We start from the raw sequence: 14269 nt of genomic DNA, 5'->3' as shown, positions 1-14269 counted from the left end.
ACCAGGCGCCGCAGCCGGCGCCGACCGATAAAACCCGCTTCTGTCTAGAGGCGGGTTTTGGCATGAAACGAACTTTACTGCGGCAGTTTTCATACTATAAACGAAAAAGAAAGGATGTGATATGTATTACGGAGCCTACCGAGTTCGTCACGATTGCCATTTTGGCCAAGCAAAAAGCGCATGTGCTGTCGCTGTACCTCGAACTGATCGAAAAGCAAACGTACCCCGCTTCGAAAATCAAGCTGTATATACGCACGAACAACAATACCGATCATACAGCGGAGCTGCTGGAGCAATGGATCGAGAAGGTAAAGGATAAATATTCCGAAATTTACTACGACGGGGGCAACGTCAAGGAGCCGGTTCAAGATTACAGCCCGCATGATTGGAACCCTTTAAAGCTGGATGTGCTGACGCGTATCCGCCAAGAATCGGTGGAATGGGCGAAAGCGCGCGGAACCCACTATTTTGTCGTGGATTGCGACAATTTTATCGTGCCGGAGACGCTCGAAGCGCTGCTCGCTACCGGCCTGCCCGTTGTCGGCCCGATGCTGCGCAACGGCGACAATCCGCTCAGCCTCTACTCCAACTACCATTTTGTAACCGATGAAAACGGCTACTACAGACATCACGATCTGTATTATGCGCTGTTTAATTTAAGCATCAAAGGATTAATCGAAGTCGAGGTGGTCCACTGCACCTATCTGGTCCGCAGCGATGTTTTGCAGCACGTCCGTTATATTGACGGGACCGCCCGGTTTGATTATGTCATGTTCAGCGATAACCTCCGGAAGCTGGGCATACCCCAATATTTGGACAATCGCCGCCCCTATGGAAAACTGACATTTTGCGACACGGAAGAAGAATTTAAAAGTAAAAATATTACTTTCGATACTTTAACGACATAGTATTTTGTTCAAACAGCAGGCCGCCGGTCAAGCATTCGACAGCAGCGGCCTTTTTGTGCGCGCGCCAAATAAAAAACTATTGCCAAAATGCGGTGCCTCAGTGCAAAATAAGGGTAGCGAGAACCAATCTATGACAGGACTGATGCGGAATATCTTTTCCTGAGAAATAGAAGAACCTCACAACTGTATACTGTAATTTGGAGCTGTGGATGAGTGCTGCTGCAACTATATCACAAACTTAAAGATCGGGACTTCATTTACTATATTCCACTCGCGCTGCTTTCTCTGGATGTGAGATTGCGTTATTTACTCTACTTGCTATCCTCTGGCAAGGGTCTCCCCTATTCCGAAGACGCCCAATGGTACATTGATTACGCGCAAAACTTGATTGCCACCTTCAGCATCGGCCACGAAATGAACGACCTGATGTACATCGGGTTTAATGTGCTGCTGGCGCTGCTGCTCGCTATTGTCAAAGATCCGCTTATTGTTATGTATATACAGGTAGTCACCGCTGCACTCAGCGTCATTCTCGTATACAAGATTGCCCGCATACTGTTTAATCGGACAACCGCCATTTTGGCAGGGTACTTCTTCCATGATTTGTGGGACATCACTTTATGGACCGTATACGTCCTTGCCGACAGCTTCTTCATCAGCTTGTTATTGCTTTGCGTCTACTTCCTGCTGCAGTTTAAGGACACAGGCAAAAAAGCGTACAAGATCCTCTTTATCGTTTCCGCTATATATATGCTTGTCTTTAAACCGACAGGTATCGTCATGGTGATGTTTATTGCCATTTACTTGCTTTTGAACACGCACCGGGAAACGATCTTCACTTTCCTCAAAAAACACCGGTTGGCTATAGGCGGCAGTTTAACGATCCTGATTATTGCATCTCTTTCTTTGTATTTGGGACATAAACTTGACCCTCTTATTACCTCCATGCAGTTTAATGCCAAAAAAGTACTGTACAACATTTACGCTAAGGGCTGGATTTACGACAAACCTTCCAATTATGACCATTTCTTTAGGCCGGATTATACGATCAACATCTTCAACAGCTTAATCCTAAGCTTCCTGATCCATAATTGGGACCACATCTTGGTTATTTATGCAAGAAGAGCGCTTGCTTTCCTGGGAAGATGGGTGTGGGACATCGATTTACACAGCAAGCGCGGCATCGTCAAATTCGCGGATAACCTGATGCCAAGTCTGCTGTTTATTCTAAGTACTGTGTCCGCTTTCAAAACCGGAACGTTCCGTAAAGCGTCCATTTTGTGGCTGATTGTGCTTGCCATATTTATATTCTGTATCGTCTTCTTTATCGACGGCTTGTACAGGTACAGGGCGCCGGCCATCCCGTTTATCGTCATTATTGTCGGTTACGGAGCTGAGCGGATCATCTACGCTGCCATCTACATGATAAAAAAATATACGGGGAAGCTGCTATGGAAAAAGAAAAAATACTCCTTGTAATTCCGGCCTTTAACGAACAAAACAACATTTTGCGGGTCATCGGCGACATCCGGGACAGTATCCCCAATGCGGATATTCTTGTGATCAACGATTGTTCGCTTGACGGCACATCGGCTGCCGCCAGGAAAGCGAAGGACGTGAAGGTCGTGGATCTGCCTTACAACCTAGGCATCGGCGGCGCGGTACAGACCGGGTTCAAGTATGCGTATATCTACGATTATCAATACATGGTGCAGATTGACGGCGACGGGCAGCATATCCCCAAGGAAGTCAACAAACTGGTTGGCGCGATGGCGCAAAGCGGCTGCGATATGGTGATCGGTTCGCGGTTTCTGGATGTGCAGTCATTCCGGACAACCTGGGCGAGGAGGCTGGGCATCAAGGTATTTGACTTGCTGTTCAGGCTGCTGATTGATACGAAGGTGACGGACAGCACCTCGGGCTTCCGGATCTACAACCGGAAGAGCATCGAGCTGCTTTGCAAATTTTACCCCGAAGATTATCCTGAGCCGGATGCGATCATTCTGCTGAAGAAACACGGGCTCAAAATTAGCGAAGTCGGCGTTGAAATGAGAGCGCGGGAGCACGGCACATCATCGATTACGCCGATCAAAAGCCCGTATTACATGGTGAAGGTTATTATGTCGATACTCTTCTCCTATACGCGGACAAGGTGGTGATTTGACGATGGCGGAAGGGCATATATACAGCGTTCAGCTGATGGGGATCGTATTCAGCTTGATCATTATCGTTTCCGTGTTTTTTATGGTCAGAGCACATATGATCCGGGAGAAATATTCGCTTGTGTGGTTTCTGATCGGCGTGTTTACGCTGGTGATGTCGGTATTTACCGATCTGATGGAGGAATTCTCCGACTTGATCGGGGTTTATTACGCGCCGTCGGCGTTTTTCGCCATTCTGATCGCTTGCGCCTATTTGCTGCTGCTGAACATGAGCGTCAGCATATCCGGTTTGAAGATGCATAACAAAGCCCTCACGCAGGAGCTTGGACTTACCAAACTCAAGCTTGAGGAGCTGGAGAAGAAATTAAATAATGAGGTGGAATTATAATTAAGTATGTAATGCTTTTCGCCAGCGTATCGATGACTGTATTGGCGCAGACATTGCTCAAACTGGGGGGCAGGTCGATTCAATTCGACGGGGGCCTCCTGTCGATCGTCATGAGCTACATCTCGTCGCCGCTGATTGTCGCAGGGTTTGCGGCATATGCTTTGGCTGCCGTCATCTGGGTGTACTGCCTTTCGGCGTTTGATCTCAGTTATGTCACTTTCGTATCGAGCATTCAATATATTTTGCTTGTCGCGGTGTCCATTCTTATCTTTCAGGAGCACATCAGTATGATGAAATGGGCTGGCTGCGGTTTTATTATGATCGGCGTATTTTTTTGGTTGAAAGGATAACGATGATGTTCAGCTGTGTAGCCTATACGGAAGCGATGAGGGATGAATGGGACCGGTTCGCGTCATCCAAGGGCACCATTTTCCATACGACCGCATTCAGGCAGGTGCTGCTAAGCTCCTTCGGATACAAGTGCTTATATCACGCTGTATTGGATAAGCAAGGCCGGATCTGCGCGATCCTTCCGCTGGTGGCGGGACGTAATCTTGGCCTCAAGAAGGCAGGGGTTTCGCTGCCCTTCGTCAATTACACGGACATCTGCGCAAGCGGCGAAGAGGCGTTTCAATACGCGGTCGAAGTGGTGGCCGGCATCAGAGAACGGCACCGGTTAAGTTACGTCGAGCTGCGGCTGAAGGAGCAGCACATAGACAACGGCAACTGGTCGGCTAATCTTCACAACCACACATTTGTGCTGCCGCTGGAAGAAGACGAAGAGAAGGTGCTGGCTTTATCTTCAAGCAGCAACCGGAACCATGTGCGGAAGGTGTACAAAAACAACTGGTTTGACGTTTCCTACGACAAATCCCAACTGGAGCGGTTTTACCGGGTGTATGTCATCCGGATGAAGCAGCTTGGCTCGCCGGCGCCGGATATTCGGTTTTTTCAAAGCTTTTTTGACCATTTGCCCGAGCATAGTCATTTGCTGACTGTATTGGACCGGGAAAACGGCGACGTTGTTGGCGGCATGCTGCTGTTGACAAGTCCCGGAGACTCGACGTTGTATTATCCGTACGGGGCCAACCTGCCGCAGTACAATCATAAATATTTGAACAATTTCATGTATTGGGAAGCGGTTCGGTTCGGTATCGGCAACGGGTTGAAGCAGTTGGATCTTGGCCGCTCGCAAACGGGGTCGGGGACATACAAATACAAGCAGCAGTGGGGTGCGAAACCGCAGCAGCTGAGATACGTAACATATACCGGTGGCACGCAGGGGGCCGGAGCGCCCGACAAGACGAACTTAAGCCTGTTTGTGGAGCTGTGGAAGGTAACTCCCGGCTTTATTACCCGCGCGGTAGGGAAACGGTTGATTCCATATATTATGCCGTAGTGCAAAAAACCGGAGGATGCATAAAATCATGGGCAATTCCAATTGGAAGCAATATTTCGACAATAAAGCGGAAACGTTCGGCGCATCGGTCAAGTCGTCCGATTATTTCAACGAGGAAAGCTTTTTTATGCAGCGGGACAACACGCTTCGTTGGCTGGGACGGCTTGAGGGCAAGGAGATTCTGGATGCAGGCTGCGGCGTAGGCGCGTTCAGCGAACCTCTGGTAAAGAACAACACGGTATACGGCGTCGATTTTTCCGTAAAAAGCCTTGAGCATGCCGCCGCCCGGGGCTTGCGTACGTCATCCGAGGATTTGACTGCGCTCAGCTTTGAGAACGGCAAGTTCGATGTGGTTATGTGCATTGGGGTGATCCAACTGATTGAGCAATACGAGAACGTGTTGAAAGAGCTGGCCCGGGTAACCAAGCCAGGAGGCACACTGCTGATCGAGACGTTGAACAAGGGTTCGGTGCAGCGGAAAATGCTCAAGCTGTTCGAGAAAAGCAAGAAGTTCGAGAAGATGTACACGATGGACGAGCTGAAGCGCGTATTCAGCAAATACGGCTTTGGGCAGATCGAATTTTTGAAAATATACCATCCGTTCAAATTTGTTACCCAAGGTAGCGGGGACGGACTGATGTCGAGTATGTTCTCCACTTCATTTGCGATCAAAGGGAGAAAGAACATTGACTAAGATGACAGGCGCACAGGCCGGGGGTTCCGCAGCTGCGGCGAATCAGCCGGAGGTAAGCAATATGCTTACCTTCGATATCGAGGAATGGTTCCACGCCAATTACGACAATGTCGTGCCCGATCTCAGCAAAGGCTCCAGCTTCAGAGCGCACATGGACACCTTGCTTCGCTTGTGCAGCGAGGCGGGCTGCAAGGGGACCTTTTTCGTACTGGGCTGCATTGGCGAGAATTACCCGGATGTGGTTCGGGCTATCGCCGACGAGGGCCATGATGTCGCATCCCACGGGTACGGGCATGAACTGGCTTACAAGCAAACGTACGAGGAATTTAAAGCGGACGTGAAGAAGTCCGTTGATATATTGGAGAATTTGACCGGCAAGCCGGTGCTTGGTTACCGCGCACCGTCGTGGTCGATTGTGGAGCGCAATCTGCATTATTTATTGGCGCTGGAGGAGCTTGGCCTGAAGTACGATGCGAGCATTTTTCCGGTCAAAACGTTCCTGTACGGCATTCCAACCGCGCCTACGGAGATCCATAAACCCAGAGTGAACGGGAGGGAGCTTGACTTATTCGAGGTCCCGATGTCGGTAATGAAGCTGGCCGGGCGCAATATGGGGTATTCCGGCGGATTTTACTTCCGCTTTTTCCCGCGTTTCTTCATTAAGCAGGCGATCCGCTCCGCCAACCGCCAGGGGAAAAGCGCGATTGTGTACTTGCACCCGCGGGAAGTCGATGCAAACGAGCATCAGTTGGACCTGCCGGCCAAAGAGCATTTTATCCATTATTACAACGTACGCGGGACCGAAGCAAAGCTGGAGTCGATCATGAAAAGCTTCCGTTTCACCTCCATCTCCGAGCATTTACAGCGCCAGCACGGGCTGAAATGGTAAGCATACGGCAACAAACGCCTCCCGAAAACTATTCCAATGAGCAGTGAGCTGGAATGGTCTCCGGAGGCGTTTGTTTTGTTTCGTACAGCCGCTTTTTATTTTAGTCCGGTCATCGCAATGCCCTCGATAAACTTCTTTTGCGCGAAAAAAAATACTGTGAGCAGCGGAACTGTCGCCACAACGGAGGCGGCCATCACGAGGTGCCACTCCGTGCCGCTGTCCGAGGTGAATAAGGAAAGGGCAAGCGGGATGGTGTACAGCTTGCTCGAATTCAAGTAAACGAGCGGTTCGAAAAACTCGTTCCAGCTGTGCAGAAACGTCAGGATCGACAGCGTCGCCATCGCCGGCGTCGCCAGCGGCAGCATAATCCGATAGAACGTTTTCCATGGCGTGCAGCCGTCGATTTTGGCCGCCTCATCCAGATCGCTGGGGATACCGAGGAAAAACTGCCTGCACAAAAATACCCCAAACATCCCGCCGGCTCCGAGCATCGGAGGCACAATCAGCGGGAAATGCGTATCCACCAGCCCGACTTTGGACAGCCAAGTAAACAGCGGAATCGTCGTGACCTCCGTAGGAATCATCATGCTGCTGAGCAATGTAAGGAAAATCGCGTTTTTCCACGGAAAGGCGATTTTGGCGAAGGCATAGCCGGCTAGTGCGGCAAGCACACAGGTGCCTGCCGTAACGGCGGCGGCAATGTACAAGCTGTTAAACAAGTAGAGATGGAACGGCTGCTTAACGAATAAGTCGGCGTAGTTGCTCCAATGGAGCGGGTTTGGAATCCACTGCGGCGGGAAGGAAAGCACGTGCTGGAACGTTTTGAGCGACGAGCTGACCATCCAGTAGAATGGCACGAGAATGATCAGCGAAATCACCGAAAGCAGCGCATATTTCAGCAAACGGATGCCCGCAGCCGAACGAGACAAGTTACTCATTGTGTACCCACCTCCTTCGCAAATTCCATTGGAGCAAGGTCAACATCAAGATAATAAAAAACAATATAAAAGAAATGGCCGACGCATACCCGAATTCGTACATTTTAAACGCCAGCTGGTAGATGTAATACACAAACACGTACGTGCTGGTGCCCGGCCCGCCTCCGGTCAAGACATAGATTTGCCCGAACACCTTAAGCGAGCCGATCATCGTGATGACGACGACCATAAACACCGAAGGTGTAATGAGAGGCAACGTGACGTTCCGGAACGTTTTCCACCGGGAGGCTCCGTCAATCGTGGCCGCTTCATAATACATCTGGGGCACTTCGTTCAGGGCGGCAAGAAAAATAACCATGTTGACGCCAAGCCCCTTCAGCAAGGTGACGAGAATAACCGTCGGCATCGCCAAGCTCAAATTGTAAAGCCACGCCGGACCCGTGACGTCAAATAGATGAAGGATGGAATTAATGAGCCCGTTGTCGGTTTGGAAGATGTATTTCCAGACCACCGCCCATACGACGATGGAGGTGACAACAGGCGTAAACAGCACCGTCCTGAACAGGCTTACGCCCCATATTTTCTCTTTCAGCAGCAGTGCCAGCCCCAGCGTCAGAGCAATATTCAGCGGTACGAACACAATCGAGAAGTAAAATGAATTCCACACCGTGTTCCAAAAGACCGGGTCTTGGGTAAATGCTCTTGCATAATTGGCAAGCCCGATAAACTCTTCTTCCTTGATTAGTGACCAGTTCGTAAAACTCATCCCAAAGGCGGCGATGATCGGTCCGAGCAAAAACAGCGCATATCCGAGAACCATCGGCGAGATGAACAGGTAGCCGTACCATTTTTCACGCTGCATCAATTTTCCTGAATGCGTACTCACAATAGGTTCTTCCTCCGCTTATCTATTCGTTGTTATATGTGCAGGCTGCATAAATTTCGCCAAGCGCAGGCTTGGCGAAGGGGATACCCGGCATCGCGCAAGCGAGCCTGTCAATTATTTGAGCAGCGGAGTGACTTCATCTTCCATCTTTTTCAGTACGTCTTTGACGGTATAGGTTTTGGTGTACAGCATATCCAGGACCGTCTGCACCTTCACGTCGATCTGCTGCCAATTCTTATGAGCGTTCTGCGCTCTGAGTTTGCCGTTCATCGGATCGATCAGCGACGCTTTAATGCCTTCCTTGGTCGGGGATTCGAAGCCTTTGGTCAGCGCATCCGAGGCCAGCACAGAGCTGCGGTTAGGCACGTACATAAACGAAAACTCGGTCATCGCTTCTTTGCTTGTCATAAACTTGAGCAGTTCAATCGCTTCCAGCTTGTGCTTGGAGTCCTGCATCACCGAGTAGGCGGCCAAGCCCGTGGCTGCGGGAGCGTCTTTATTGGTTCCCCTCGGCATCGGCGCGATGTCCCATTCAAAGTCTTTGACCGCCCTAGCCGTGTTGACGTAAGCGTAGTTTTGCCGCGACATGCCGATTTTCCCGCCTTCGAACGATATTTGGTCGCCAGGCTTCGGATGGGACTGGTCTTTAAAGATCATGTCGGAGATGGCTTGCAGTGACTTCTCGCCTTCCGGGCTGTTCAGCAAAAACTTGGCTCCCGCCTCATCCATAAAATCCGCTCCGTACGCCCAGAACGTATCAAGGTAGGCATCCTCCCACGATTTCCAGCCGTTGGCGGTAATCAGGTAGCCGCCGTAGACGCCTTTGGAGGAATCGGTGAGCGCTTTGGCCGTTTTAAAAAACTCGTCATAGGTCCAATTTCCTTCCTTATAAAGCTCCAGCGGAGTTTTCAGACCTTTCTCCTTAAACAAATTTTTGTTGAAAAAAATCACTTTCGGCGGGTTAAGGAACGGTACGCCGTATATTTTCCCGTCTTTCTTCAAGCGGGCGAAGCTGGGCTGAATGTTATCGGCAAAATCGAAGTTTTTGTCGTTCTGAATGTCAGAGATGTCAGCCAGCTGCCCGGCTTCAAGAAACTGCGGAACCATCTTGTCTGACATCCAGACTACGTCCGGCGCGGTTTTGGAAGCGACCATGATGGAAAGCTTTTGCTGGTAATCGGCAAACGGAACCAACATAAACTCCACTTTGATATTCGGGTGCTGCTCGGTGAATTTTTTGGAGTAGGCCTCCAATATCTTTTTGCGCGAATCGTTCTCCCCCCACATCCCTACCTTCAACACGATTTCCTCTTTAGATGCTTCTTTAGCGGCTGGTGCAGCGGTTGCACTGGCGGGAGCGCCGGGCTGGGCGGCGGTTTTATCGGCAGGTTTGGCGGCTTCCTGGCCGGAAGAGCAGCCGATCAAGGAGCTTGCGGCGAGCAGCGCGACCGAAGCGATGGAAAGCATTTTTTTCATTGTCGAATTCCCCTTTATCATTTTCCGTGTGGTATAAGCGCTTACATGTTTAATCATAGTGAAAAACGAACACCCGAGAAATCCGAATGATTCGAGTTATGGTTCAAAAATTCGAGAACCTTCGTTTTCCCGGTAATCGGACGGCGTTACGCCGATAAGCTGCTTAAACACGGTCATGAAATATTTGGCGTTGTCGTAACCGGAGAGCTTGGCAATCTCGTATATTTTCAAATTGGTTTCGCGCAGTAACTGTTTGGCGCGTTCCATCCGGCATTGAATGACGTAATCGACGAAGTTCTGTCCGGTTTCCAGCTTGAAGAGCGAAGAGAGATACTGGTGATTCATATGTACATTGCCCGCGATAAACTGGAGCGAGATATCCTGGTCCAGATGGGCGTGGATCATTTCCTTGACCTTGCGAATAATTTTTCGCTCGTTTTCTTCGATGCCTCCGGATTGTGGGGCGGACGGGTGGTGCGGTGCGCCCGGCTTGCGGCCGTCGAGCCGCTCCTTCAAGCCGGTCAAATATTGCGACAGCTCAATCCGGTCCACCGGTTTGAGCAAATAGTCCTCGACCTTGAAGCGCAGCGCTTTTTTGGCATATTCAAAATCCCCGTATCCGCTGATTACCAGCACCGGAACGTCGGGAAAGCTGTGGCGCATCTGCTCGATCATTTCCAGGCCGTTCATTTCCTTCATGCGGATATCGGTGATGATCAAATCGGGCAAGCTGCGCTTCAGCGACTCAAGCGCTTCGCGGCCGTTTTTGGCCTCCTGTGCGACGGTAAACCCTCCGATGACGTCTTCTATCAGCTTTTTTAACCCTTGCCGGATTAAATCTTCGTCTTCTACCAGCAGTACCTTGTACATCATGTTATTCCTCCCATTCGAACGGCAGCCGGATCAAGACGGTCATGCCTTTATGATCATTGTGCTGAATACGGATGCCGTAGGGCTTGCCGTATAACAGCTGCAGCCGCTGATGCACGTTGCGCAGCGCGTAGCCGCCGTTTCTCTGGCCGAAGGCGGTGTTTCTGGCGGCTGACGTGGTTTCCTCGGGAGCGGACAGCCGGAGCAGAAGCCGCTCCAATGCCGGATCGTCCATACCGACGCCGTCATCCTCCACGGTCATTATCAGGTCGTCGTTTTCGGCGGCGGCTCTGATCCGAATCGTCACCGGCTCGCTGCCCATGCCGTGTTCGATCACATTTTCAACCAGCGGCTGTAAAAGCAGCTTAGGCACCAGCACAATATGCAGCGACGGGTCGATAAACAGCTCCGCCCGCATGCTGTCGCCGCTGCGCAGCTTCTGAATTTGCAAATACGCCTCCACAAACCGCAGCTCGTCGCGCAAATATACTTTTGTTTGCCGTTTGTCCACCGTATAGCGGAGCAGCTTGCCCAAGCTGGATACGACGCCGGACAACTCCAGATGGTTGATCTGCACGGCCATCATATTAATCGATTCCAGCGTATTGTACAGAAAATGCGGATTCATCTGGCTTTGCAGCGCCGATATTTCGGCATCGCGTTCCCGCAGCTTGGTTTCGTACACTTCGCGGACGAGCCGGTCGATTTCGCTCATCATGCGGTTGAACACCTCGGACAGCTGTCCGATTTCGTCATTGTGCACGACCACGGCGCGCTCTTTCAGAAATCCCTTTTTTACAAGCTCCATCTTGCTCTGCAAATGGCGGATCGGCTTGACGAGCCGGTCGGAGGAGACAATGGCGAGCAGGAAAGCGACGGCCAGCGAGATCAGCGAAATCATCAGCGTGTAACCGGTAATATCTTTGGCTTCCTTCCGCAGCTCTTCCAGCGGGATTTGTCCCCATATTTGCATACCGGTATATTTCGATTTGGCGGAAGCGCTTAAAAAACGAGGGTCGTTAATGTCCGGGCCGGCCGCGGCGCTTTGCGGGTAAAGCGGAATGCCGTTCCGGTCGTAAATGTACAGCTTGCTGTTATTGCCGAAGTTGACGGAGGAAAATATGTTCTCAAACCCGTCGACCTTCAAGTCCACCTTAATAAAGCCGATTTTACTATGCGTATATGGCTCGCGGATCAGGCGCGACAGCGAGATGACTGTCTTGGGCCCGGCCATATAATACGAAACGGCATGAGGCGGCAGGATGGTAAGCCCTCCGTCGTCGTTATCCACCTGCTCCATCCACTTTTTGTTTTCTTCCAGCCAGTAGTTGGTCACATTAGTATCGGCATTGCCAAACAAACTTCCGTCATTGGTGAAAATAAGAATGCTTTCAATCTCTGAGCGGTCAAACGACATGGAGGAGATAAACAGGTTCATCTTGAATTGTTCCTCTGCCGTCAAATAAGCGCCTTTCTGGTATAATTGACTGTGGTTTTTCAAAATCGCAAGGACGTTCGGATCGTAAAGGGGGGCGAGCGTCAATCGTTCAATTTCCTTCACGTAACGATCGAGATTGATGCGGATTTGGTCGACGATTTGCAGTGTGGAGTTTTTCGTGCTTTGTTCGACGTTGGAGGCATATTTTGTGTACGTAAACGCCCCGCTAATCATAAACGGAATCGTAATAAGCGCCATAAATAAAATCATAAATTTCATCCGCAACGACAAAAAGAAACGGTTAAAATGCTGTAGCTGCATGGCTGCACTTCCTTCGGGGATGGCTATTGGCAGATGCTCAAAATCTCTTATTTGGGGTTTTATTCCTGATATCTTATCACAATCTTGGAAAAATAGGGACATAGATCGCGGCTCTGCCGGAAAAGCGATATTTCCAGCTGTTTCCGATCAAATAAACGAAACCTTTTGCAAGGTTCAAACGTATTATATCCGATGGGCATGAATCGTGAATCCCTTGATTCGGAATCCATTTTGTCAGACACCACGGATCCGAAGAGAGGAAGAAAACTTAATAATGCATTTGGAAAACCACGACAGCTGGAGAGCAGATATCTCTCCTTATGAAAGACCTCTTGTGAAGCACAGTGTAAGGCAGTTGCTCAATACGCTGATTCCTTTTTTTGTATTGTGGCTGGGCGCTTATATGAGTCTATCGATTTCTTATTGGCTCACTTTGCTGCTGGCTATTCCGGCTGGCGGTTTTCTGGTGCGGATATTTATTATTTTTCACGATTGCTGCCACAAATCGTTTTTCAGAAACCGGCTGGCCAACGATATTGTCGGGACTGTAACCGGCATACTTACCTGCTGTCCGTACCACCAATGGCGCCACACCCATACTGTGCACCACGCGACAAGCGGTAATTTAAGCAAACGGGGAGTCGGCGATATTTGGACGATGACGGTAGACGAGTATGTGGCTTCATCCAGGTTAAGGAAGCTGATCTACAGAATATACCGCAACCCGCTTGTGATGTTTGGGGTCGGGCCGATTTTTATCTTCTTGATTGATTACCGGTTCAACCGGAAAAAAGCCGGCAAAAAAGAGCGGATGAATACGTACCTGACCAACGCAGGTATTGTGGCAATTGCCGGAGCGCTCTGTTGGGCGCTGGGATGGCAGTCGTTTCTGCTGGTTCAAGGTCCGATTTTTATGATAGCGGGCATCGCCGGCATTTGGCTGTTCTATGTACAGCATCAATTCGAGGATACGTATTTCGAGCATGATCAAGAATGGGATTATGTGAGTGCGGCGCTGCAAGGAAGTTCGTTCTACAAGCTGCCTAAAGTGCTGCAATGGATCACCGGAAATATCGGTTACCATCATATTCATCATTTAAGTCCGCGGGTGCCGAATTACTATTTGCAAGCGGTTCATCAAGACAATGCGTATCTGCAAAATGTGCCTACCATTACGTTTCTATCGAGCTTACGCGCACTGCGCTATCGCGTCTGGAACGAACGGACCAAGAAATTTATCGCATTCAAGGATATATCATAAAGAAGCCAAGGCAGCCGGGAATCAGAATCAGTACCGGCTGTCTTTTTTTAAAGTCGGACATAGGAGTGCTTGACAAACTAGCGCAAATCATATATCTTAAAATTAAGATAACGCAAATTAAACTGTTGCGGTAACGAAAGGGGGCGGCGGCCATATGGCAGAGGGAAAAAACAGCTCGTTGGATCTTTACATTGCCTTATCCAGGGCGAGCGAATGGGTCAACGCCCATGCGGACCGGGATATCCGGGGGCACGGCTTGAACCGCACCGAATTCGGCGTATTGGACCTGTTGTATCATAAGGGTGCGCAGCCTATCCAGCAAATTGGCGGCAAGGTGCTGATGAGCAGCGGCAATATTACGTATGTTGTCGATAAGCTGGAGAAAAAGCAGTTTGTGACAAGAAAGGCTTCAACGGAGGACCGCCGCCTTATTTACGCGGAAATCACGGAGCAAGGCAAGCAGTTTTTCGAGAGTGTGTTTCCCGCCCATACCGAAGTCATCGAAAGTGCGGTCATGGGACTCACCGACGAGGAGAAACAAGCGGCCAGCCAGCTTTTGAAAAAGCTGGGCAAGTTCGCACAGGAAACCTTTAAGTAGCTATCGCCAAAGGTTAGGAACTATCACGGCGCGGCTGCTTA

15 protein-coding genes are annotated in these 14269 nt (G+C 50.1%); 10 read left to right on the top strand and 5 right to left on the bottom strand.

Annotated features, from left to right (window positions below; all coding sequences use genetic code 11):
- The first annotated feature begins 62 nt into the window (after window positions 1-62).
- From EYB31_RS17515 to EYB31_RS17480, 8 genes are all read left to right on the top strand, one after another.
- Window positions 63-908 carry a glycosyltransferase family 2 protein gene (locus tag EYB31_RS17515; protein ID WP_131014669.1) on the top strand — a complete coding sequence of 282 codons (846 nt, stop codon included), beginning with the start codon at window positions 63-65 and terminating at the stop codon, window positions 906-908.
- A gap of 213 nt (window positions 909-1121) precedes the next feature.
- Window positions 1122-2387 (top strand): glycosyltransferase family 39 protein, encoded by a 1266-nt coding sequence (locus EYB31_RS17510; protein WP_131014668.1) that lies wholly within the window; start codon window positions 1122-1124, stop codon window positions 2385-2387.
- Entirely contained in the window at window positions 2360-3067 is a 708-nt protein-coding gene (locus EYB31_RS17505) for a glycosyltransferase family 2 protein (protein ID WP_131014667.1), read from the top strand. Before EYB31_RS17510 ends, EYB31_RS17505 begins: the two co-directional genes overlap by 28 nt.
- 7 nt (window positions 3068-3074) lie before the next feature.
- Window positions 3075-3458 (top strand): DUF2304 domain-containing protein, encoded by a 384-nt coding sequence (locus EYB31_RS17500; RefSeq protein ID WP_131014666.1) that lies wholly within the window; start codon window positions 3075-3077, stop codon window positions 3456-3458.
- 11 nt (window positions 3459-3469) lie between these two features.
- Window positions 3470-3808: a hypothetical protein gene (locus EYB31_RS17495; protein WP_131014665.1), complete on the top strand. Its 339-nt coding sequence runs from the start codon at window positions 3470-3472 to the stop codon at window positions 3806-3808.
- The gene (locus EYB31_RS17490; protein ID WP_165452465.1) at window positions 3793-4857 is read left to right on the top strand and encodes a GNAT family N-acetyltransferase; all 1065 of its coding nucleotides are present in this window, start codon (window positions 3793-3795) and stop codon (window positions 4855-4857) included. Before EYB31_RS17495 ends, EYB31_RS17490 begins: the two co-directional genes overlap by 16 nt.
- Window positions 4844-5551 (top strand): class I SAM-dependent methyltransferase, encoded by a 708-nt coding sequence (locus EYB31_RS17485; RefSeq protein WP_276322059.1) that lies wholly within the window; start codon window positions 4844-4846, stop codon window positions 5549-5551. Before EYB31_RS17490 ends, EYB31_RS17485 begins: the two co-directional genes overlap by 14 nt.
- Window position 5552: 1 nt before the next feature.
- The gene (locus EYB31_RS17480) at window positions 5553-6440 is read left to right on the top strand and encodes a DUF3473 domain-containing protein (protein WP_131014884.1); all 888 of its coding nucleotides are present in this window, start codon (window positions 5553-5555) and stop codon (window positions 6438-6440) included.
- Between the two features lie 95 nt (window positions 6441-6535).
- Here EYB31_RS17480 and EYB31_RS17475 read toward each other — a convergent pair whose 3' ends face one another.
- The 5 genes from EYB31_RS17475 to EYB31_RS17455 form a co-directional block, all read right to left on the bottom strand.
- Window positions 6536-7378, bottom strand: a complete 843-nt coding sequence (locus EYB31_RS17475; protein WP_131014662.1) for a carbohydrate ABC transporter permease — start codon at window positions 7376-7378, stop codon at window positions 6536-6538.
- Entirely contained in the window at window positions 7371-8264 is an 894-nt protein-coding gene (locus tag EYB31_RS17470; RefSeq protein WP_240762534.1) for a carbohydrate ABC transporter permease, read from the bottom strand. Before EYB31_RS17470 ends, EYB31_RS17475 begins: the two co-directional genes overlap by 8 nt.
- A 114-nt stretch (window positions 8265-8378) precedes the next feature.
- On the bottom strand, window positions 8379-9740 hold the full coding sequence (locus EYB31_RS17465; RefSeq protein ID WP_165452463.1) for an ABC transporter substrate-binding protein: 1362 nt from the start codon (window positions 9738-9740) through the stop codon (window positions 8379-8381).
- Between the two features lie 96 nt (window positions 9741-9836).
- Window positions 9837-10613 carry a response regulator transcription factor gene (locus EYB31_RS17460; RefSeq protein WP_240762532.1) on the bottom strand — a complete coding sequence of 259 codons (777 nt, stop codon included), beginning with the start codon at window positions 10611-10613 and terminating at the stop codon, window positions 9837-9839.
- Window position 10614: 1 nt separating this feature from the next.
- Entirely contained in the window at window positions 10615-12369 is a 1755-nt protein-coding gene (locus EYB31_RS17455; protein ID WP_165452462.1) for a cache domain-containing sensor histidine kinase, read from the bottom strand.
- 274 nt (window positions 12370-12643) lie between these two features.
- On the opposite strand from EYB31_RS17455, the gene desA reads away from it, so the two are divergent.
- Both desA and EYB31_RS17445 read left to right on the top strand, forming a co-directional pair.
- Window positions 12644-13630, top strand: coding sequence for a Delta(5) desaturase DesA (gene desA, locus EYB31_RS17450; protein WP_131014659.1), 987 nt, complete (start codon window positions 12644-12646; stop codon window positions 13628-13630).
- Between the two features lie 154 nt (window positions 13631-13784).
- On the top strand, window positions 13785-14228 hold the full coding sequence (locus tag EYB31_RS17445) for a MarR family winged helix-turn-helix transcriptional regulator (RefSeq protein ID WP_131014658.1): 444 nt from the start codon (window positions 13785-13787) through the stop codon (window positions 14226-14228).
- Window positions 14229-14269: the final 41 nt, after the last annotated feature.

Source organism: Paenibacillus thalictri, assembly GCF_004307995.1.
GTDB classification, from domain to species: Bacteria; Bacillota; Bacilli; order Paenibacillales; family NBRC-103111; genus Paenibacillus_AF; species Paenibacillus_AF thalictri.
Note: the sequence above shows the minus strand (reverse complement) of the source record. Positions and strands in the feature narration are given on the sequence as shown.

What these genes read in the sequence shown, in the direction of transcription:
- desA (WP_131014659.1), top strand. Translation starts at nt 12,644, where the DNA reads ATGCATTTGGAAAACCACGACAGCTGGAGAGCAGATATCTCTCCTTAT.
- EYB31_RS17460 (WP_240762532.1), bottom strand. Translation starts at nt 10,613, where the DNA reads ATGATGTACAAGGTACTGCTGGTAGAAGACGAAGATTTAATCCGGCAA.
- EYB31_RS17445 (WP_131014658.1), top strand. Translation starts at nt 13,785, where the DNA reads ATGGCAGAGGGAAAAAACAGCTCGTTGGATCTTTACATTGCCTTATCC.
- EYB31_RS17455 (WP_165452462.1), bottom strand. Translation starts at nt 12,369, where the DNA reads ATGCAGCTACAGCATTTTAACCGTTTCTTTTTGTCGTTGCGGATGAAA.
- EYB31_RS17500 (WP_131014666.1), top strand. Translation starts at nt 3,075, where the DNA reads ATGGCGGAAGGGCATATATACAGCGTTCAGCTGATGGGGATCGTATTC.
- EYB31_RS17475 (WP_131014662.1), bottom strand. Translation starts at nt 7,378, where the DNA reads ATGAGTAACTTGTCTCGTTCGGCTGCGGGCATCCGTTTGCTGAAATAT.
- EYB31_RS17515 (WP_131014669.1), top strand. Translation starts at nt 63, where the DNA reads ATGAAACGAACTTTACTGCGGCAGTTTTCATACTATAAACGAAAAAGA.
- EYB31_RS17495 (WP_131014665.1), top strand. Translation starts at nt 3,470, where the DNA reads ATGCTTTTCGCCAGCGTATCGATGACTGTATTGGCGCAGACATTGCTC.
- EYB31_RS17465 (WP_165452463.1), bottom strand. Translation starts at nt 9,740, where the DNA reads ATGAAAAAAATGCTTTCCATCGCTTCGGTCGCGCTGCTCGCCGCAAGC.
- EYB31_RS17505 (WP_131014667.1), top strand. Translation starts at nt 2,360, where the DNA reads ATGGAAAAAGAAAAAATACTCCTTGTAATTCCGGCCTTTAACGAACAA.
- EYB31_RS17480 (WP_131014884.1), top strand. Translation starts at nt 5,553, where the DNA reads ATGACAGGCGCACAGGCCGGGGGTTCCGCAGCTGCGGCGAATCAGCCG.